Source organism: Bacillus sp. F56 (assembly GCF_001748205.1).
In the GTDB taxonomy this organism is placed as follows: Bacteria; Bacillota; Bacilli; order Bacillales; family Bacillaceae; genus Bacillus; species Bacillus stercoris.
This window is the reverse complement of record NZ_BDFC01000013.1, coordinates 69,845-89,756: the sequence shown is the minus strand read 5'-3', so window position 1 is coordinate 89,756 and position 19,912 is coordinate 69,845. Positions and strand designations below refer to the sequence as shown.

Sequence of the window (19,912 nt, the reverse complement as noted above, 5' to 3'; positions counted from 1 at the left end):
ATCATTCAATAATGGAGCGGGTGATGAGAATCGAACTCACGACATCAGCTTGGAAGGCTGAGGTTTTACCACTAAACTACACCCGCGTGATATCTTATATTGGCGCGCCCGAGAGGAGTCGAACCCCTAACCTTTTGATCCGTAGTCAAACGCTCTATCCAATTGAGCTACGGGCGCTTATCAAGCGACTTAACTATCATACTATCATTCGTTGTTGGAGTCAAGAAGTTTTTTAAAATGTTTTTCGAATCTTTTTCAATTTCAATTCGACTTTTCTTATTATACACATTTTAAAATTCTTGTAAACACCTTAGAAAAACTTTTTTGTTTTTCGTTTTGTTTCACGCTGTTCATCAGCGACGTTTAATAATATACCATGCCTGTTTTATTTGGTCAATACTTTTCCTGTATTTTTTATTTTCTTCTTTCACGCCTTTGTTTTGTATATATTTTATCTCATCTTACAAACAATATTAGATGGGTGTATAACAACGGAAACTTAATTACTGACCTGTTGAATAATTTGCTTCTTGAGTCGACAGGCGTACTGCAAAAAACAAGGATTTATGAAATGAGCTCTAATCAGACGTTTCGGGAAACACTTGCTTTTTTGATTGTAGGCGACAATGCTCACCAGATGCATTTGCGAAAGCGATCAAGACATTGGGCGTTGAGTTGGCGAAGCTCTCCCCTGTTCCAAATTATGATATTAACAGTGCAGAGAGTATGTTGAATTACCATGATGCACAGTTTACCTTCAGGTTGGATGAAACGAGAATCGGGGAAATCTATCAAGGGAGATCTCCAGCCGAAATGGCGGATAGTTACAAGTCATAGACCCTCCGGCAGGGTAGTCAGGGCTTAGGCGATATGAATGCCTAATCAAGGCGGGAAGGTGCTCAATGAAACTTCTTGAGCACCTTCTTAATTGTGAAAAACTGATTCATTCAACGATTGGCGTTAAAGAATCGCCATTCCATATTTCTCCCTTATTAAGCGTCCAGCTGTCATGATATAAAGCTGAAGCACCCTTGTTTACCGCTGGGCTCCATTCATCATTCCATGCGAGAAAGTAAATGGTTTTAGGATATTTTTGTTTTATTGCATTGATGAATAGGCTGTAATCGAAGCTGCCGTTTGCTGTTTGCGGGCCCACTTCTGTAAAAGCAAATGGTTTATTAAGCGCCATTAGCTGGTCATATCCATTTATCGAATAGGCGTCTTGGAAATACGCATCTAGTCCGACAATATCCACGTAAGACGCACCAGGGTAAAAATCGGTTTTGAAATCTCGATTGGCGTCGGGGGAGTAAACCCAAAGCAAATGATCAAGTCCTCTTGTGTCGGTCATATAATGATAGATTTTCTTGTAGAGCTGTTTATATAGAGAGATTCTTTCATTATCCTTTTGATTATATGATGTAAGTCCCCACCAAAACCATTCACCGTTCATTTCATGCAGCGGCCTGAATAGAACTGGCACACCTTGGTTCTCCAGCCCTTGAAGTCCGTCAGCAATTTTGCTGAGCATGGCATTTAGCCGCTTCCCTTCTACTGTTGAAGAGTCTAGTATTTTTTTATACTGATCATTTGTAATCGCTGTTTTAAAATGCCCTGACTGAAAAGCAGGGTTCGCCAGGTGCAAACTGATTTGTGGAATTCCGCCATTTTTCCAATACGAAATTAAATCGCTGTTGCAGCTTACATCTATTGAATCTTCAATATTTGCTGTTTCAAGCCACCCTCTGGCATAATCACAGCCGTATATAGCAGGCGATTGCCCGGCGGCGCTTCGGATTCTATCAGCCTCAGCCATAGAAAATGTGTCATGACTATAACCTCCGAACGCGCCAGAAAGAACTCTGTTTTCCGTACGGTTCGGCAGATGAGCAAGCCAATTCATCACTGCTTTTGTTGTCTGCTGTGCATTAGGATTTACAGGAGACACAGTATGCGCTTGAACTGGTTTTGCTAAAACAGCAGACGCAAGTAAAAATAAAATGAGCAAAGAGATCATATATTTCTTAACCACATCCAACTCCTCCATTCATTAAGGGTGAGATATCATGAATTCACATGTTCCTTCTATTGAAAATTCGCCAAAATGCGCAGGCAGAATAAAGTGTGAGCCTGCAGTGCATTTATACTGAATACCATTATTGATGATTCGTCCTGATCCGCTCAGAACACTCCCCAGCAAATAGGTTTGATGAGAAGGAAAAGAAGCTCGGCCGCTAATCTTCCATTTGTACACTGAGAAATAATCTGATTGCACATAAACAGTGATCTCCGCGTTACCAGCTTCTTTCACTTCAGGTGTATGCGCTTTATCAATATGCGGTATCGTTATGACTTCCATGGCTTTTTCTATATGAAGAGATCTTTTTTCGCCCTGGTCATTACAGCGGTCATAATCGTATACGCGATACGTTGTATCAGAGTTTTGCTGGATTTCAAGGACGAGGGTTCCCTCACATAAAGCATGGAGTGTACCGCTTGGCACATAAAAGAAATCTCCGGGCTTAATTTTGATTCTCCTCAGCAGCCCGTTCCAATCACCGCTTTCAATTCGCTGTTTGAACTCTTCCCTTGTTCTTGCGTGATGTCCCAAAATCAGTTCGGCGTCATCTTTGCAATCCATGATATACCAGCACTCTGTTTTACCAAGATCACCGTTTTCGTGCAGTTTTGCATAATCATCATCAGGATGGACTTGCACGGAGAGATCCATATTTGCATCAAGCAGCTTTACCAAAAGCGGAAACACCTTACCATCCGGAAACCCGAAGAACTCCGGATGATCTTGCCATACTTGATCAAGTGTCTTTCCTGCCAGCGGACCGCTTTTTACAACCGACGGACCATGAGCATGTGCAGAAACGGCCCAGCATTCCCCTGTTTTTTCTGAGGGTATTGTGTAGCCGAAAGCATCGTAAAGCTTTGTTCCCCCCCATATTCTTTCTTTAAAGACAGGCTCCAAAAATAAAGGATGCTTCATGATCGCACCTCCCCGGATGCTGATTCTGCTTGCAAGGCCTGTTGCGCTAAAACCAGCGTGCCGATGATTCCTGCGTTACTGCCTAAATGAGGAGGGACAATATAACCGCTAATACTTTCTGATAATTCAGAAAAATTAAAGTAGCTGTTCATGATCTTCGGTACATATTGATAGATATAAGGAAACACTTGTTTCTGTTGCATGACGCCGCCGCCAAGAATGATTTTTTTAGGTGCAAGGATCAAAATATACTGAGCCAGCGCTTGGGCAATATAGTACCCTTCCAGTTCCCAGACTTGGGTTAGATCTGATAAATCAGCAGCTTTTTTTCCCCAGCGGGCTTCAATAGCGGGGCCTGAAGCTAAGCCTTCAAAGCAATCTCCATGATAAGGGCACTTCCCTTGGTATACGTCATCCGGGTGCCTCCGGATATAAATATGGCCCATCTCTGGGTGTGACAGCCCCTGAAGGAGCCTCCCCTCTACAATAGCCCCCGCGCCTATGCCAGTGCCAATCGTTATATACAGGCAGCTGTCGAGCCCCTTCGCTTCACCGAAAAGGAATTCACCCAGCGCTGCAGCGTTAACATCCGTACTAAATCCGACTGGGATTTTCATTTCGTTCTTAACGGTCTGCAAAAAGGGATAGTGTCTCCAGCCCGCTTTCGGCGTGGCCGTAATGGTGCCGTATGTTTGACTGGTTTTATCGTTATCAACAGGACCAAAGGAGCCGATGCCGATTGCCTGTAATGAAAATTGGCGAAAATATTGAATCACTTTCTCCATCGTTTCATCCGGCATCTTTGTGGGGAATTCTATCCTGTCAATGATCGTTCCATCTTCTCTGCCGACAGCACAAACAAACTTTGTGCCGCCTGCTTCAATACCGCCAAGCATGCAGATGGCCTCCTTGTTGTCTCCGCAATCAGCGCCGTATGTTTACAGAAGTCACAACAAACTTGTCATGCCGATGACGTGAAAAGGAATATTCAAATGGAATCCCGGTATCTAAGAAGCCCACATGTTCCACTTCAAGAATTGGATCATCCTGTTTGCAGCCCAGATGCTGCTGGTCAATATGATCAGATTTGCAGGCTCTGATTTTCCGATGTGTTCCGGCGATTTTGAGCTGCAGCACATTTGTAATATGATTGTAGATCGAATCATGAAGGACATCGTCATTAATGCCTGGGATTAAATGCGTCGGCATATATGTTTTTTCCAATACATAGGGTTCCCCTTCTACAATCCGCAGCCGAACGACATAATAAACCGGTGTTTTCTGATCAATAGACAAATGGGCGGCCACTTCCTCAGTGGGAAATTGCACTTCAAACTGAATAACCTTGCTTTTGATTTTTTTATCTTTCAGCAAGTTGGTCAATCCGAGAATCTCATTGCTGACTACATGGACATGGTCATCCTGTATTGCAGATTGAATAATAAACGTGCCATGGCCGCGTTTTCTGAACAGCAGACCCTCGGCAACTAAATTATCCAAGGCTCTCTTCATCGTCATACGGCTTGAGTTAAATTCTTTTGCAAGAGATACTTCATCAGGAATGGGCTGATCGATCGGATATACGTTATTTTTAATTCTTTTTCTCATTTCATTTGCAATGATTTCGTATTTATTCATTGGTATCCTCCGGCAGCTGTTAGAGTCTGATATCACATAAGCTTTTACGGATATCATAAGTTCTTTTCCCTATTTCATCAATGTTGCGGCTGTTCGTCATCTCTATTCATCATGATGATTGCCGGAAGATCTTGACCTTAAGAAAATCTAGAAACCGTTTTGCTCAGCAACCGTTTTGAACCATTTTCCGCTCTTTTTGACGGTTCTTTCTCCGTCTTTCTCGAGATTGACTGATACAAACCCGTATCGGTTTTTGTAGGCATTTGTCCAAGACCAGTTGTCCATGAACGTCCATAAGTGATAGCCCTTTACGTTCGATCCTTCCTGCATGGCGCGGTGAATCCATTTAAGGTGCTCTTTTATAAATTCAATCCGGTAATCATCCTGAATCATGCCTTGTTCATCTCTGAAGCGCTCTTCGCCTTCAACTCCCATGCCGTTTTCAGAGATAAAACACTCGATGTTCCCGTAGTTTTCTTTTAAATTAACCAAAATATCATAAATGCCTTTTTCATAGATCTCCCAGCCGCGATGCGGATTCATTTTGCGGCCCGGCATGACGTAAGGATCAAAATACCTGTCCGGCACAAAAGGAGCGTCGGGATTCGGAAGATGTTCTTTCGCTTTCACACGTCTCGGCTGGTAATAATTCACTCCCAACAGGTCAACCGTGTTCTTTTTGATGATGTCAAGATCTTCAGGGTTGTAATCAGGCATAAAGCCTTCATTCTTCAAAATGTCAACCAGCTCTTTCGGAAACTCGCCTTTGACAGATGGGTCTAAAAAGGATCTGTTAAAAAACGCGTCTGCGATTTTCCCGGCTTTCACATCCGCCGGATGGCTGCTTCTCGGGTATGATGGGGTCAAATTTAAAATGATGCCGATTTTCCCGTCCTGTTCCATCTCCCTGTAAGCCTGAATCGCGCGGGCACTTGACAGCATCGTATGAAATCCGACCTGGACAGCCTCTTTAAAGTCGACCTTGTTTGGATAATGAAAATCATATAAGTAGCCGCCTTCTACGGGAACGATTGGTTCATTATGCGTGAACCATTTTTTCACTCTGCCGCCAAACAAACGGAAACACGTTCTTGCATAGTTTTCATAAGCGTCAACCGTCTCTCTGTTTACCCAGCCGCCGATTTTTTGAAGCGCCATCGGCATATCGAAATGAAACAAATTGACAAAAGGTTCAATTCCGTTAGCGATCAACTCATCAATGACATTATTATAGAAATTTACGGCTTTATCGTTGATCTCGCCTGTTCCGTCTGGTATGAAACGCGACCAGGAAATCGACATCCGGAACGAGTTGTGGCCAAGCTCCTTCATCAGCCTGATATCTTCTTTATAATTGTCGTAAAATTGGGATGTGGCTGCGGGTCCGACATGGTCAAAAAAACGATGCGGTTCTTTCTCAAACCAATAATCCCATATATTCTGCCCTTTTCCGTCTCTGTCGGCGGCACCCTCCGTTTGTGTTGCTGAAGCGGATGATCCCCACCAAAAATCTTTAGGAAAACGATATTGTTCTGTTTGTGCCAAGTCTCTCTCCCCTTATGTCACATTTTAATGCTGTTATCATTTTGCTGAGCAGCTGTTTCCTGCACAGCCTGTTCTTTTTCTTTTGCAAGATTTAATTTATCCATTGCTTTTAGGAACGGAAACCAAATCACGAAGACAATCAGCAGATTGATAAGCTGCATCACGCCCCCCATGATCGAGTTCGTCGCCATGATGCCATTAATGAATAATGGAACCGTCCACGGCACCGTCACACCAGTCGGAGGCGGAACGAGCCCCGCTGACATGGCCAGATAGGTGACGAGCGTAACAACCATCGGCGCCAGCACCCAAGGCACAATAATGATCGGATTCATGACAATCGGAAGCCCGAAGATAATCGGTTCGTTTACGTTAAAAATACCGGGAGCGAGGCCAAGTTTTGATACTTGCTTCATCTGCCTGCTTTTCATGAAGATGAGAATGGTAAACACAATCGCAAGCGTCATCCCCGTTCCGCCCATCCCTACTGTATAAATCTCCATAAACGGTTTTGAAATAATATGAGGAATTTCTTTTCCCGCCGTGTAAGCAGAAAGGTTTTCTACCTGCAACGTATTCCAAATCGGGTCCATTACGGAGTTGATAATGATCTGTCCATGCAGTCCGAAAAACCAAAGAATTTGAATGAAAAACACGGCAATCAGCGTCGGAATGATACCGCTTCCAAGTCCGACAAGCGGAGCCTGAATCGTGTGATAAATGACGTCGTGCATATTTGTTTTGAAAAACAGAGTCACCATTACGTTAATCAGCAAAAATACGGTCAATGTGATAAAAGCCGGAATAAGTGCGGCAAATGATTTTGCTACAGCAGGCGGAACGCCGGCTGGCATTTTGATTGTCAGGTTTTTCTGAACGATTCTTCTGTAGATTTCACCAGAAAGAAATGCCGTAATCATGCCAAGAAACATCCCTTTTGCACCGAGACGGTCGACAGGGATAACCCCTGTAATGGCATCTCCTGTTTCCGGCTGAACGATAAATGGCGTTAAGAGCAAAAAGGAAACCAAAGCTATCGCTCCGCCAAATATAGCTTCGACCTGATAGCTTTTTGACAGGTAATAGCCTATCCCAAACACAACAAAGACAGACATAATGCCCATAGTCGCCGTGGAGGCAATGCCGAAATGAGACTGAAACGACGTAAGCATTGAGGCGTTCATGATTTTGTTTAGAAACGGCAAATTCGTTAACACGACAAAAATGGACCCAAATATCGTCAGCGGGAAAGCCAGCATAAATGCATCACGCAGCACTTGCAAATAACGGTTATTGTTTAACCTCCCTGCAATTGGAACAAGGAATTGGCTGATTTTCTCGAACACCCTATCCACCCCGATTATTTATAGATTCTTGGTTTTAAAGAGATCAAGCATCTCTTTCACTAATTCTTTCATGGATAATGTTGACATCAGATGATCCTCCGCATGCATAAGCAGCAATGAGAAAGCTGCTGCTTCTCCGCCGGATTCCTTCTGTATCATTTGAAAGTGAATGTCATGTGCCGCGGATAAATCCTGCTCCGCCTTGGCAATGAGGGCATCCGCCTCGTCCTTGTTCCCTTCTTTATAGGCGCGCAGTGATTGTATGATGCAGCTGCGGGCATTTCCGCTGTGCAGGATTAGCTGAAAACTGATTTGCTCGTCTGTTAAATTCGTGATTTTCATCTGTTCCATTATTGATTCACCATTAAGGACAATGCCTGCTCATACGCTTTTTTCCCATCTGCCATTCCATAGGCCATCATGTCAATGACTTCAACTCGAATGTTGTATTGATCCGCCTCTTTTTGGAGTTCGCTTTTCAGAAAGCTCATTTGCGGACCAATCAAAACGGCATCCGCTTTTCTCATGTCTTCTTTTGCCTTATCTTGGCCAACAGCCCAAATCTCTGCTTCCTCACCGATAGACTGTGCGTATTCCTTCATTTTTGTCACCAATAAACTGGTAGACATTCCCGAACTGCACGCAAGTAATATTTTTTTCAACTGCTATCCCCCCATTATTGAAACGCTTACATTAATTATTATAGTCATTTAATTTTAAATGTCTATACTTTTATAAAATAAATATAATCATATTTTTGTCCGGTTCATCGTTTTGTAAATTTTTCTATGGAAGATTCATTCATAATGTGTTACACTCATCAACGGAAACGAATCAATTAAATAGCTATTATCACTTGTATAACCTCAATAATATGGTTTGAGGGTGTCTACCAGGAACCGTAAAATCCTGATTACAAAATTTGTTTATGACATTTTTTGTAATCAGGATTTTTTTTATTTATCAAAACATTTAAGTAAAGGAGTTTGTTATGAATTTCAAAGTTTTCCTGCTTGCAGCTTCTACGATTGCAGTCGGATTGGTTGAGTTAATTGTGGGAGGGATTCTTCCTCAGATCGCAAATGATTTAGACATTTCCATTGTTTCAGCCGGACAGCTGATCAGTGTATTTGCGCTGGGATATGCAGTATCTGGGCCTTTGCTTTTAGCATTGACTGCGAAGGCTGAGCGGAAGCGCTTATATTTAATTGCTTTATTTGTTTTCTTCCTTAGCAATCTTGTCGCCTACTTCAGCCCTAATTTTGCAACACTGATGGTATCCAGGGTATTGGCGGCGATGAGTACAGGGCTGATTGTTGTGCTTTCTTTAACGATTGCCCCGAAAATTGTAGCGCCTGAATACAGAGCCCGCGCAATCGGAATTATTTTTATGGGATTCAGCTCCGCGATCGCATTGGGCGTGCCGCTCGGAATCTTAATCAGTGATTCTTTCGGATGGCGGATTTTGTTCCTTGGCATCGGCCTGTTGGCGCTGGTCTCCATGCTGATTATTTCAATCTTCTTTGAAAGAATACCAGCAGAGAAAATGATTCCTTTCCGGGAACAACTCAAGACGGTTGGCAATCTGAAAATTGCGAGTTCACATCTCGTCACGATGTTTACATTGGCTGGGCATTATACACTGTATGCCTACTTTGCTCCGTTTTTAGAAGAAACTCTTCACCTGAGTTCTTTCTGGGTCAGCATTTGTTATTTCCTTTTCGGGATATCCGCTGTATGCGGAGGCCCTTTCGGAGGAGCGCTTTCAGACCGGCTTGGTTCCTTTAAGAGCATTTTGCTGGTAACCGGTTCCTTTGCCATCATTATGTTCTTACTGCCGCTGTCTACATCGTCTATGATTTTCTTTTTACCTGTCATGGTCATTTGGGGTCTTCTGAGCTGGAGCCTCGCCCCCGCTCAGCAAAGCTATTTAATTGAAATTGCACCAGATTCCTCTGACATTCAGCAAAGCTTTAACACATCTGCCCTCCAAGTCGGAATTGCCCTTGGCTCAGCCATTGGCGGTGTTGTTTTGGATCAGACGGGTACTGTGGTGTCAACGGCATGGTGCGGCGGATCGATTGTGATCATCGCTGTCCTGTTTGCTTTCATTTCTTTAACAAGACCTGTTCAGACAGCAAAAAAATCCTCCTTGTAAAAGGAGGATTTTTTTATGATTTAGCTGAAAGCTCATCTTCGGTGACCCATTTGTGGTTTTTCACTTTTTCGCCGCTTGTTGTCGATGTATAGTCAACCATGTATACAGTTGTTTTTTCCGCGGAGTCGATCTCAGCTGTTGCTCCTTTCATGCCTTTCATATGAGAAGCCTCTAAAATCGCCTGATCTCCGGGTTGTAACGTTTTATCTCCGGCATCTTTGATTTCTTCTTGGATGACCCATTTGTGATGATCCACGCGCTGTCCCCCGTTTGTCGGAGTATAAGAGACAACATACGCCGTTGTATCGTAGGCGCCTGTCACTGTGGCTTCGGCACCTTTCATGCCTTTCATATGAGAAGCCTTGATGATTACCTGGCTTCCTACTTTGTATTTTGGATTTTTAGATTCCTGTAATCCCTCTGGAACGTCAGCTGATCCGGAATGGTCCATCTCTTCATGTGTTGAGGAGTCTGAATGATTGTCATGTGTGCTTTGTTTCGTACTGTTGTTATTGCCGCATGCTGATAAAACAAAAACAAGAGATAACATCAGAATTCCCAGTGCATTTTTAGAGATTTTCATGTTCATTCTCCTTTGCTTCATTTTTTTACTGTAACTATTGCCCGCAGACAATGAAAAATAACATGCCCTCTCGATAATACTATACCCCCGAATGGTATGTAAATGCGCTGATGTTCTCATAAAACGTTCCCGCAGTTTGTCCTATTCCCCTCAACTTGTAAAGCCAAACATAAAAAAAGCCGCTGTCAGGCGGCAATTACTGATTTAAGATTTTGATATACACACCTTTTTTTGCTTTTTGATAGGCGGCCTCACCCATTTTCCTCACCTGTTCAGAAGCATCTGAGGATTTGATCCATTTGTCATCGTGAAAAATGGATGGGTCGATAAGACGCATTTTCTTCTTTTGATGGAAATCGTACTGGATGTCATCTTCTATTACTTGTATGCTGGGATGAATGGATGTAAGCAAGCTCAGAACATCTTCATTTTTTGATGACCACAGGATGTTCAGTACCTCTTGATCCGTTTTCAGCAGATCCTTTGCGGATATGACATGATGCCGCAGCGCTGCTTTCAACGCTCGCGCTAAATATTCATATCCATATACATTCACGGGATCTAAAAAGAAATCAATCACTTCTTTGTAATACACACCGACAAACCATTCGGCGGCTTCGATACCGTCTGGAAACATCTTTCCGTTTCTCACAATAAGATGATCCAAAAAGGTTTGCGCTTCGTGCAGACTAATGTGCCCATATCGGTACATATCACGCAGCGTATAGTCTATCCGATCAGCACACAGCTCCGGTGCAGGCTGTTCGAGCAACGTCCATCTTGAATCGTCAAATAAAAGTTCTTCGCTTTGATAGCCGTATTTTTGTAAAATGTCCGGGATTTCAGAGTGAACAATAACTTGTTGATAGATGTTTTCATGATAGTCTTCGGCTTGAGTTTCAAAAACAATGTCGGCCACATGCGAAAAAGCCGTGTGTGATACATCATGGAGCAGGCCTGCAATCTGCTCTTCTATCGTTCCTCCGAGCTTTTTGACGAGGAGCATCACGCCGATGGAGTGCTCATACCTGGTCACATTCCACTTTCGATTGACTAAAAAGCTTGCTCCGCCTTGATAGATTCCTTTTAATCTTTGCATCGGAGCGCTTTTGATAAGCTCTTCCAGCACTCCGTCTATATGGTGCTGCCCGTAAATAACATCGTTGATTTCCATGCCGTCACCTCAACATCTATTTTCTTAGTGTTCATTTTATTGTATATATTGATCGTATACTTTCAATAGAGGAGTGTTACGATGATCATCATCCCAAACAATGAGATAGCGAAACAGATGTTGACCGATTTTTTTGCCAAGCATTGGGGTACACCCGAGATGGCGATTTCCAGCGGCATTTTTCGGTGTGATGAAATAGATGGATTTGCCGCCGTAAATGAGAGCGGCGAAATCATTGGCTGCATTACATACACAATAGATGGGAAAGACTGTGAAATTATTTCATTAGATAGTATGATTGAAAATAAAGGAATCGGCACCGCTTTACTTCAGCAGGTTGAAGCGACAGCTAAGCATGCACATTGTCAGCGAATAAAGCTTATCACAACGAATGATAATGTACATGCGATGGCGTTTTATCAAAAGAGAGGCTATCAATTCGCGGCAGTGTTTCCAAACGCAGTTGAAAAAGCGCGGAGGCTCAAGCCGGCGATTCCCGTGATAGCTGAAAACGGCATTTTGATTCGGGATGAAATTCTTTTTTTGAAGGTAATAGATTAAACGAATAGGAGTCTTTTATGTCCAGTCATTATAAATACCCTCTCATTTTCACGGCATTTCTATTCATCGCTTTCTGCCTAATCTTTTTTTCCTATCTCCTGATTCATCATGTGCGTTTGGAGTATCCGAATTGGCAGGGAGAAAGCAAAGATCAGAATTGGGAAGCTGTTTTCAAAAAAAATGAAGATGCACCGAATGAATACAGCGGCGAACTTTATTGGATCGGCGATACAAATGAAACAGCCGACACTTATTTGGAATCACTGATTGTAAAAAAGGATAATGAGGTTCTGCTGAATTCTAACACAGAAATTCCAATGCGTGACTATTCCGGTGGCACTTTTCGTGATGGAAGCGCAAAAGAAAATTCCGTTTCTTTTTTAGAGCGGTTAGATGAACATGAGCTTGAAGGCCATGATATAACCATTGAAGTGAAATGGAAGCAAGGTGATCATTATTCTGCGAGTCAGCTTACGCTTCATGAAAAGACCTTGTTTGAGTAAAAGCAGTAATAGATGATCAAAATTAAAAAAAAGACAAATGAAAAGGCGTAGCATATTTTAAACAGCTAATATGTTATGCCTTTTCTACTTTTTTCATTTCCGCCAAAAAGTGGAGCAGTCCGCCTTATCCCGAATATTAAACTCAATCATTTTCTCAAGTAGCGTGTAATCAACTGGACCGTTCCAGGGGATACGTATTAGCTGCTCGGTGTGGTCATATCCGGCCTTCACAATATCATCCTTTACGTGCGCTATCGTTACTTTTTCTGGAGCGACAGCTAAATGCTTTTTAGAAACACTAAAACCAATAATAAATGTACCGTGATCCGTAAACATCGGTTGGTTCCATTTTATTTCTGTATGTAAATTTGGATATTTATTTATTATCCAAGTCAACACCTCATCGGTTCTTTCGCGGTGGAGCGGGTCATCAATCCCCGCTAAATACTCAGAAAAAACATCCATGTTGTTCCCTCCTAAATTAAATGATGCCGTAAAGAGAAGTTCGTTAAAAGAATCCTGATTGTTCAAGATGTAAGCGGATTGTTTCTATGGGACGATATCAGTTGTCAGTCCGTCTACCTACGTCCAGTATCCATTCCTTCAATTTATTTCTTTAGTACTATCGCTCTCTCCTTCTAAAACTTCTCATAAAAGAATAATCATTATTTATGGGCCTCAGTTTATTATTCTTGTAAACCCAATCTTTAAAATCGATTAATACCAGCTTAACAGTTTAAAAATATAATTGGGTTGTCATTGAGATTTAACTATTTTAGGAGGTTATCCAGTTGAAAAAATTCCCGAAGAAATTACTGCCTATCGCAGTTCTATCATCTATTGCGTTCAGCAGCTTAGCCGGCGGCAGTGTGCCTGAAGCCAGCGCCCAGGAAAAGAAAAAGGGGAACCAAGACGAAATTAAGAATGTTATTGTTCTGATTGGTGATGGTATGGGTGTGTCTTATACGTCTGCTTATCGATACTTAAAGGATAATAAAAAGACAAAAGCTGTGGAGCCTACTGCTTTTGATCAGTATCTTGTCGGCCAGCAAACAACTTACCCCGATGATCCAGAACAAAATGTAACGGATTCTGCAGCGGCGGCAACGGCTATGTCTGCGGGAATTAAAACATATAATAGTGCTATAGCCGTGGATAACGACGGGTCAGAGGCCAAAACGGTGCTTGAAGCTGCGAAAGAAAAAGGAAAAGCAACAGGTCTTGTGGCTACTTCAGAAATTACACACGCCACTCCGGCCTCTTTCGGGTCACACGACCACAGCCGAAAAAATATGAATTCGATTGCAGATGATTATTTTGATGAAATGGTCAACGGCAAGCACAAAATTGATGTTCTTCTAGGCGGAGGAAAGAGCAATTTTGACCGTAAGGACCGTAATTTGATCAAGGAATTCAAAAAAGCGGGATACAGCTATGTGGATAACCGGAAAGACATGCTGAAAAATAAAGACAGCCAAGTTCTCGGCCTATTCGCTGACGGCGGCCTGCCTAAAAAGATTGACCGGACGAAGGATATTCCTTCACTTAAAGATATGACAAACACAGCGATTAAAAAGTTAAACAAGGATAAAGACGGATTCTTCCTCATGGTGGAAGGCAGCCAAATCGACTGGGCGGGCCATGACAATGATATCGTCGGCGCCATGAGCGAGATGGAAGACTTTGAACAAGCTTATAAGGCGGCTATTGATTTCGCCAAAAAAGACAAGCACACATTGGTTGTGGCAACGGCTGACCACTCAACCGGCGGATATTCCATCGGTGCGGACGGCATCTACAATTGGTTCAGTGAACCCATTAAAGCCGCCAAGCGCACACCTGACTTTATGGCAGAAAAGATCGCTGACGGCGCGAATGTTGAAAAAACGTTAAAAACATATATCGATCAAAAGAAATTGGCTTTAACAAAATCCGAAATTCAATCGGTTGAAAAAGCAGCCAAATCGAAGGAAGTGCTGGATATCGATAACGCCATTGAAAACATTTTCAATAAACGCTCTCACACTGGATGGACAACAGGCGGCCATACCGGTGAAGATGTTCCCGTCTATGCGTACGGTCCGTCTAGTGAGACATTTGCCGGCCAAATCGATAATACAGAAATCGCCAAAAATGTCTTCAAGGCTTTACAATACAACATTAAGATTAACGATAAGTAAAAGAATACAAGGTGTCCCGTTGCTTGTATGAAGTAACGGGATCTCTTTTTAATGGAGGAATCATCATGAGAAGAATTCTTTCAATTTTGGTTTTTGCCATCATGCTTGCGGGCTGCTCATCAAACGCCAGTACTGAAAAACAGCATGCAGGCGGGGAGAAAACAGTAAAAGCCGAGCCGCAAAGCACTTTATCCCAGAAGGACAGTACAGATGATTATCAGCCTAATTCCCAGGTAACTGATGACCGGTCATTGCTTAAGGTCGGCCAAACGTTTTCTGATGATAAGGGAAAAGCTGTCTTAAAAGATATCAAACAAGTGAACAAAACCTATAAGATTGGCGACGTGGAGTTATCGGTAAAAGAGATGAAGCTGATCCACTTGCGCCCGGACTACAGCATGATTGATTATTTTCATGAGTTAACACACGATGAAGAGTTCGATTTCGTTAAGGTTTTCGTTGATATTAAGAACACCTCTTCAAAAAAAGTAAATGTTGCGCCGATTGCCTTGATGAAAACAAATACAGGCGAAACCTTTGATTGGAACAAAGATATTTATCTTGAAGAGTTAAACGGCGAATTGGAAGGCGGCGCCGAAAAGTCCGGTAATCTAGGCTTTATTGTAAACGCATCAAGCGGCCATGCTCATGATAAAGAAGCAGATAAGAAGAAAACAGAGATCAAGTGGATCGAAATCACGACAAGCGACGTCTTTGACCATAACCATCATAAAATCAGTGATGCTCAAAAGATCAAAATCAAGTTTTAAATGAAGAACTCCCGTACAAGGTACGGGAGTTCTTTTTCTTATCTGTTTTTTTGGCGAATCAATTCCTCAATCCGCCCCATCACTTCTTCCATCTCCATGCACTCTTTGAAGCTTTGATTGATTTTTTTAATGCCAGCCGTATACTGATCGTTGTGTAAAACCTCATCTACAGCCTGTTTTAATAGTTGGACATTGACTTCATCTTTAGAGATGACATAGCCTGCTTGCAGTTCAGAGAGACGCTGCGCCACCATCGGCTGATCCTTGTCATGAGGCATGACAACCAGTGGCACGCTGAAATGAATGCCTTCGTTTACGCTGTTCATTCCGCCGTGTGTAATGAAAACATCCGATTGCTCCAGCACTTCCAGCTGAGGGACATACGGAGCAATGATAAAGTTTTCCGGCGCCTGCTTCAATTTGGTCAAGTCTGCTTTTTCTCCAGCAGCGATGACGACTTTTCCGTTAAAGGCGGAAAATGCATCGATACAAAGGTTGAAGAATTCCTCTGTATGATCCAGTACAGTCCCCATTGAAATATAAATGACCTTTTCATCTTTTAGCTGTTCAATCGGGAAATCTGTTTTTTTCGCTCTCTTTGGAAAGCTCGGGCCGATAAACAGACACTCGTCCCCGAAACGATCACTTTCCGGCTGAAAATAACGGCTTGTATACACTACGTTCAATTCCCCTTTATTGTTCATGAATTGAACCAGGTTTTTCGGGGCAACACCGTACGTTTCTTTCATTTTTGCCAAAAGGTCTTCGCACTCTTGGTCCAATTCAAGCGGCGCTCCAGACTCCGGATGCAGCGGCAGGATTTTCAGATGCTCCTCGCCAAACAGGAAAGACGCCGATGAAGAGACTCCTGGAATATCTAAGTAATCCTTCACCAATTCCCCCGCGCCGAATTTATCATAATAAACAAAATCAAATTGAATGCTCTTAGATAAATCTTTGACAATCTGTAAAATGTCCAATGACGTTTTGATATGGATTTTGACGAATTCAAGAATGCCATTGGGTGAACCGACATGAATAGGTGTTGTTCTCAGCAGATCCCTGTGAAGATGGACAGTTGCTCCCGCTGCTTCTAAACGTTTTTTATATTTTTCAGTGGAAATATAATGGACATCATATCCCTTATCGGAAAACGCTTTTGTAATGCCTAAGGTAGGATTCACATGGCCTTCCGCAGGAAAATTCAAAATCAATACTGTCTTCATGTAGACAACTCCCTCTCAAATCGTATTCTGAATCTTTGTTTGATCAGACTACTACTAATCGTAAGATGGGAACACAACCCATGCAAGGTACAAATGAATGAACTATTCTGCTGCTCTGGACGTAATCAAAAAAAGACACCCCAGCTGTGGTGTCTTTTTTTACACTTTTCTGATCGTAAAAAATTTCCGCAGAAGCCATGGGCCCGGTGTAAAGCCCAGCGTTAACTGCCAAGCGCCAATAGCCTGCAGTCTGTATTCGCGGACGATCTGCATCTTCCTGCTCATGCTTCTGACATCCTCAAACCATACCTCATGCGTGCGCCCCTGCTGATCACTGTACCGGAAAAATGGTGATTGATATTCGGTAGAATATTGTATCGGGGCTTGGTACCTCATCGCTCTTTCGATTGCGTTTTGATTTGAAATCGCTGAAGCAACTGTACCCGGCTGGTACGGGATGATCCAGTCGTACCCGTAGAGCGGGACTCCGATAATGATTTTTCTGCTCGGCACCTGTGCAATCGTAAACTCAATGGTTCTCCTTATTTCAGTAATCGGCGCTACAGGGCCCGGCTCACTTCCCGCATGATGCCAATCATAAGCCATGATAAACATATAATTGACAACCGATCCTATCCCTCCGTAATCGTAGCCTCTCAGCCATGGAATATTATCGCTTGTTTTTGCCGGAACAGCTATCGTCAGCACATACCCTCCCGCCTGAAGGCGATCTCTCAGCTGGCGCAAAAAACCAGTGAAAAGATCGCGGTCCGCGGCGCTCACCTGTTCAAAATCGATTGTGACACCCCCATAGCCCCTTGTAGAAACTAAGTTATAAATGTTGTTGACCAGATTGCTTCTCGCTGTCGGATTGTTCAGCACTTGGTGAACAATTTCCGTACTGAAGCCTCCTGATGTAAGGTTCGTTATTGTTGCCAGCGGCGTGACTCGCCTTTGCCAAGTTGTCTCGATAGCAGCCGCATCATTTAATTGGTTTGCAATATCGCCGTTAGGTGCAATACGATATTCAAAAATCGAAATTGAAGACGAGTATGGCGCATAATCATTGATTAGCTCCCGATCAAGGTCAGGATTTCGGAGCACGTAAAAACTTAATGTTCCCGCAATGTAATTTGAGATCGAAGGAATCGTTATTTTTGATCCCGCTTGTAAAGCATTTGGGCTGATGCCCGGATTGGCTGCCCGCAGGCGCTCTAATGGAACAAGCGCTTTTGCCGCAATGGCTGTAAGCGTGTCTCCCGGCTGGACTGTATATACATAAAGAGGGATAAGCAGAGCCTGCCCCGGCACGATATTCGTTTCATCTAAACCATTCACACCCCGTATTTGATCAACAGAAGCACCGTATCTTCTGCCTATCGAAAACAAAGAATCACCAGGCCCGACGATATGGATAAACATGTTTAACCCCCATTATTCGTTAGTCAAACCATCATAAAATCTTATTAACGGGGCCGCTTAGATATGTGGTGAATGCATAAAAAAATACCAAGGGTTCTGCTCCCCCTTGGTACCGGATCATACAATCAATTCTCTTTTCCTTCTTCAAGCACATGCTTCAAATGCTCACAGTCATGATTGAAATGAGCCAGCACATGCTGTTTGGCTGCTTCTTTGTTTTTCTTTTTCACTTCTTTAAATATCCTGCGGTGCTCACGTAGTATCGTTTCTGCACGATGGTCGCCGGTATAATTAAGGATTCTGCAAAAGTGAATCAGATCATTTACATGCTCAAGCAAATTTTTCAAATGTCGGTTATGGCTGAAATCAACAAGCAGCTCATGAAATTTTTGGTTTAAACGAATGATTTCCGTATCTTCCGTGCCGTTGTGAATCGCTTTCTCTGTTTCTTCAAGCTGCTTTTCAAGTATGGTCAGCTCTTCTTCATCCGCTTCGTCTATGACCAATTCGACTGCCAGCTGCTCCAGCGGAATTCTGATTTTATAAATCTCATCTACATCTTTTGCCGTTAATGACGTGATCGAAAATCCATTTCGGTCATCCGCTTTTAACAAACCATCTTTCTCAAGCAATCGCATGGCTTCCCTTATCGGCGAGCGGCTGACGCCAAAGCTTTTGGCCAGCTGTGTTTCGTTTATCCGTTCCCCAGGCTTAAAAGTCCCGTTAAAGATCATTTTTTTCAGCTGATTATAAAATTGCAGGTAGTAGGGAGTCGGCTTATCTAATTTAAAATCGTCCATATATAATACCTCTTTTGAATATATTCAAGGGCTTTTCTTCATCAAAATCATATAACAGATGGTAATGGGAAGCAACAAACTGTCTTGTCAGATCCCAGATTTTGAGGTACGATATGTTTGCTGAACGACGGTCGACGGACTACTGGCAACTGAAAAACCGGCGTGTTTTTTTCGTCAATAGGACACGATACCTCCGCCAGAATAGCGCACGATTACATTTTTACATCTTTTCAATGGAGGAAAAAATATGCTCATTATTCTTGTTATGTTTCTTCTCGGAATTATTTTAGGCTTTATTGGCGCCGGTGGAGCGGGCTTTGTCATTGCTCTTTTAACGCTTCTTTTCCATATCCCGATCCATACGGCTTTAGGCACTTCTCTCGCCGGCATGGCTTTCACCAGCTTATCAGGGGCATACAGCCACTATCGCGAGGGCAACATTCAAATGAAAATCGGCTTAATAGTCGGAGGCTTTGCTGCGGTTGGCTCATTTTTCGGCGCCAAGCTGACATCTTTTATTCCGGCTGATTTGCTTCATTATTTAACGGCTGGAATGTTATTTTTATCAGCGATTCTTATTTTAATCAGATTATTTATTTTAAAAGAGAAGGCTCAAATGAATCAAAGCACTCTTTCAACGTATACGAGAGCGGTTATCTTAGGAATTGCAGCAGGTGTACTTTCCGGAACATTCGGCATTGGGTCGGCACCTTTTATTCAAATCGGTTTAATGATTATGCTGAATCTGTCCATTCGCCATTCTGTGGGAACGACGATGCTTGTGATCATCCCTCTGGCTGTAGGTGGAGGCATCGGATATATTACAGAAGGTTTTGTTGATTACGTTTTGCTTGTCAAAGTTCTAGTCGGGACAATGTGCGGTGCCTATGTAGGCGCGAAATTCACCAACCTCATGCCAAAGGTGGTTTTGAAATCAGCCATCTTTTTGACTCCGGCGATTGCGGGTCTGCTGTTGTTATTCTAAATAAAACAAAAAACCTGACGTCA

20 protein-coding genes, 2 tRNA genes, 1 pseudogene and 1 riboswitch are annotated in these 19,912 nt (G+C 42.8%); of the genes and pseudogenes, 7 read left to right on the top strand and 16 right to left on the bottom strand.

Features of this window, described 5'->3' with window-relative positions; genetic code table 11:
- Positions 1–12 precede the first annotated feature (12 nt).
- Positions 13–86 (bottom strand) — tRNA-Gly (locus BFW96_RS20035).
- Positions 87–100: 14 nt separating this feature from the next.
- Positions 101–177 (bottom strand) — tRNA-Arg (locus tag BFW96_RS20030).
- Between the two features lie 292 nt (positions 178–469).
- Here BFW96_RS20030 and BFW96_RS21335 point away from each other — a divergent pair.
- Positions 470–851 (top strand): annotated as a pseudogene (locus tag BFW96_RS21335) (manganese catalase family protein); the annotation flags it as partial.
- Positions 852–943: 92 nt separating this feature from the next.
- On the opposite strand, the gene gmuG reads toward BFW96_RS21335, so the two are convergent.
- From gmuG to BFW96_RS19990, 8 genes are all read right to left on the bottom strand, one after another.
- Entirely contained in the window at positions 944–2,032 is a 1,089-nt protein-coding gene (gene gmuG / locus BFW96_RS20025) for a mannan endo-1,4-beta-mannosidase (protein ID WP_069840410.1), read from the bottom strand.
- An 18-nt stretch (positions 2,033–2,050) separates the two neighbouring features.
- Positions 2,051–2,998 carry a mannose-6-phosphate isomerase, class I gene (gene manA, locus BFW96_RS20020; RefSeq protein WP_069840409.1) on the bottom strand — a complete coding sequence of 316 codons (948 nt, stop codon included), beginning with the start codon at positions 2,996–2,998 and terminating at the stop codon, positions 2,051–2,053.
- Positions 2,995–3,894 carry an ROK family protein gene (locus BFW96_RS20015; RefSeq protein ID WP_069840408.1) on the bottom strand — a complete coding sequence of 300 codons (900 nt, stop codon included), beginning with the start codon at positions 3,892–3,894 and terminating at the stop codon, positions 2,995–2,997. The genes manA and BFW96_RS20015 overlap by 4 nt, the downstream gene beginning before the upstream one ends.
- Positions 3,895–3,922: 28 nt before the next feature.
- Positions 3,923–4,636 carry a transcriptional regulator GmuR gene (gene gmuR / locus BFW96_RS20010; protein WP_014662999.1) on the bottom strand — a complete coding sequence of 238 codons (714 nt, stop codon included), beginning with the start codon at positions 4,634–4,636 and terminating at the stop codon, positions 3,923–3,925.
- A gap of 147 nt (positions 4,637–4,783) precedes the next feature.
- Positions 4,784–6,181: a 6-phospho-beta-glucosidase GmuD gene (gene gmuD, locus BFW96_RS20005; protein WP_069840407.1), complete on the bottom strand. Its 1,398-nt coding sequence runs from the start codon at positions 6,179–6,181 to the stop codon at positions 4,784–4,786.
- Between the two features lie 17 nt (positions 6,182–6,198).
- Positions 6,199–7,527, bottom strand: coding sequence for a PTS cellobiose transporter subunit IIC (celB, locus tag BFW96_RS20000; RefSeq protein WP_069840406.1), 1,329 nt, complete (start codon positions 7,525–7,527; stop codon positions 6,199–6,201).
- Between the two features lie 18 nt (positions 7,528–7,545).
- On the bottom strand, positions 7,546–7,878 hold the full coding sequence (locus BFW96_RS19995; RefSeq protein ID WP_040084022.1) for a PTS sugar transporter subunit IIA: 333 nt from the start codon (positions 7,876–7,878) through the stop codon (positions 7,546–7,548).
- On the bottom strand, positions 7,878–8,189 hold the full coding sequence (locus BFW96_RS19990; protein ID WP_014475989.1) for a PTS sugar transporter subunit IIB: 312 nt from the start codon (positions 8,187–8,189) through the stop codon (positions 7,878–7,880). Before BFW96_RS19990 ends, BFW96_RS19995 begins: the two co-directional genes overlap by 1 nt.
- 174 nt (positions 8,190–8,363) lie before the next feature.
- A riboswitch (purine riboswitch) is annotated at positions 8,364–8,463 on the top strand.
- 55 nt (positions 8,464–8,518) lie between these two features.
- On the opposite strand from BFW96_RS19990, the gene pbuE reads away from it, so the two are divergent.
- The gene (pbuE, locus tag BFW96_RS19985) at positions 8,519–9,685 is read left to right on the top strand and encodes a purine transporter PbuE (RefSeq protein WP_069840405.1); all 1,167 of its coding nucleotides are present in this window, start codon (positions 8,519–8,521) and stop codon (positions 9,683–9,685) included.
- Between the two features lie 13 nt (positions 9,686–9,698).
- Here the strand turns inward: pbuE and BFW96_RS19980 are convergent, their stop codons facing one another.
- Both BFW96_RS19980 and BFW96_RS19975 read right to left on the bottom strand, forming a co-directional pair.
- A complete protein-coding gene (locus BFW96_RS19980; RefSeq protein WP_082033065.1) occupies positions 9,699–10,319 on the bottom strand; it encodes a YdhK family protein in 621 nt (206 codons plus the stop codon).
- Between the two features lie 145 nt (positions 10,320–10,464).
- Positions 10,465–11,442 (bottom strand): HD domain-containing protein, encoded by a 978-nt coding sequence (locus BFW96_RS19975; protein WP_069840404.1) that lies wholly within the window; start codon positions 11,440–11,442, stop codon positions 10,465–10,467.
- An 81-nt stretch (positions 11,443–11,523) separates the two neighbouring features.
- Here BFW96_RS19975 and BFW96_RS19970 point away from each other — a divergent pair, with 81 nt between their 5' ends.
- Both BFW96_RS19970 and BFW96_RS19965 read left to right on the top strand, forming a co-directional pair.
- On the top strand, positions 11,524–12,003 hold the full coding sequence (locus BFW96_RS19970) for a GNAT family N-acetyltransferase (protein WP_069149059.1): 480 nt from the start codon (positions 11,524–11,526) through the stop codon (positions 12,001–12,003).
- A 17-nt stretch (positions 12,004–12,020) separates the two neighbouring features.
- Positions 12,021–12,506 (top strand): YdhH/YoaO family protein, encoded by a 486-nt coding sequence (locus tag BFW96_RS19965; RefSeq protein WP_069840403.1) that lies wholly within the window; start codon positions 12,021–12,023, stop codon positions 12,504–12,506.
- 93 nt (positions 12,507–12,599) lie between these two features.
- Here the strand turns inward: BFW96_RS19965 and fra are convergent, their stop codons facing one another.
- Entirely contained in the window at positions 12,600–12,971 is a 372-nt protein-coding gene (fra, locus tag BFW96_RS19960; protein WP_069840402.1) for an iron chaperone frataxin, read from the bottom strand.
- A 326-nt stretch (positions 12,972–13,297) separates the two neighbouring features.
- Here fra and phoB point away from each other — a divergent pair, with 326 nt between their 5' ends.
- Positions 13,298–14,686 carry an alkaline phosphatase family protein gene (gene phoB, locus BFW96_RS19955; protein WP_083252930.1) on the top strand — a complete coding sequence of 463 codons (1,389 nt, stop codon included), beginning with the start codon at positions 13,298–13,300 and terminating at the stop codon, positions 14,684–14,686.
- Positions 14,687–14,751: 65 nt separating this feature from the next.
- On the top strand, positions 14,752–15,456 hold the full coding sequence (locus BFW96_RS19950) for a membrane lipoprotein lipid attachment site-containing protein (RefSeq protein WP_069840400.1): 705 nt from the start codon (positions 14,752–14,754) through the stop codon (positions 15,454–15,456).
- Positions 15,457–15,494: 38 nt separating this feature from the next.
- On the opposite strand, the gene BFW96_RS19945 is transcribed toward BFW96_RS19950, so the two are convergent.
- The 3 genes from BFW96_RS19945 to BFW96_RS19935 form a co-directional block, all read right to left on the bottom strand.
- Positions 15,495–16,682: a macrolide family glycosyltransferase gene (locus BFW96_RS19945; RefSeq protein ID WP_069840399.1), complete on the bottom strand. Its 1,188-nt coding sequence runs from the start codon at positions 16,680–16,682 to the stop codon at positions 15,495–15,497.
- Between the two features lie 159 nt (positions 16,683–16,841).
- Entirely contained in the window at positions 16,842–18,104 is a 1,263-nt protein-coding gene (locus BFW96_RS19940; protein WP_069840398.1) for a glycoside hydrolase family 18 protein, read from the bottom strand.
- Positions 18,105–18,229: 125 nt separating this feature from the next.
- Positions 18,230–18,904, bottom strand: a complete 675-nt coding sequence (locus tag BFW96_RS19935) for a GntR family transcriptional regulator (protein ID WP_069149052.1) — start codon at positions 18,902–18,904, stop codon at positions 18,230–18,232.
- Between the two features lie 247 nt (positions 18,905–19,151).
- On the opposite strand from BFW96_RS19935, the gene BFW96_RS19930 reads away from it, so the two are divergent.
- A complete protein-coding gene (locus tag BFW96_RS19930) occupies positions 19,152–19,889 on the top strand; it encodes a sulfite exporter TauE/SafE family protein (protein WP_069840397.1) in 738 nt (245 codons plus the stop codon).
- Positions 19,890–19,912 lie beyond the last annotated feature (23 nt).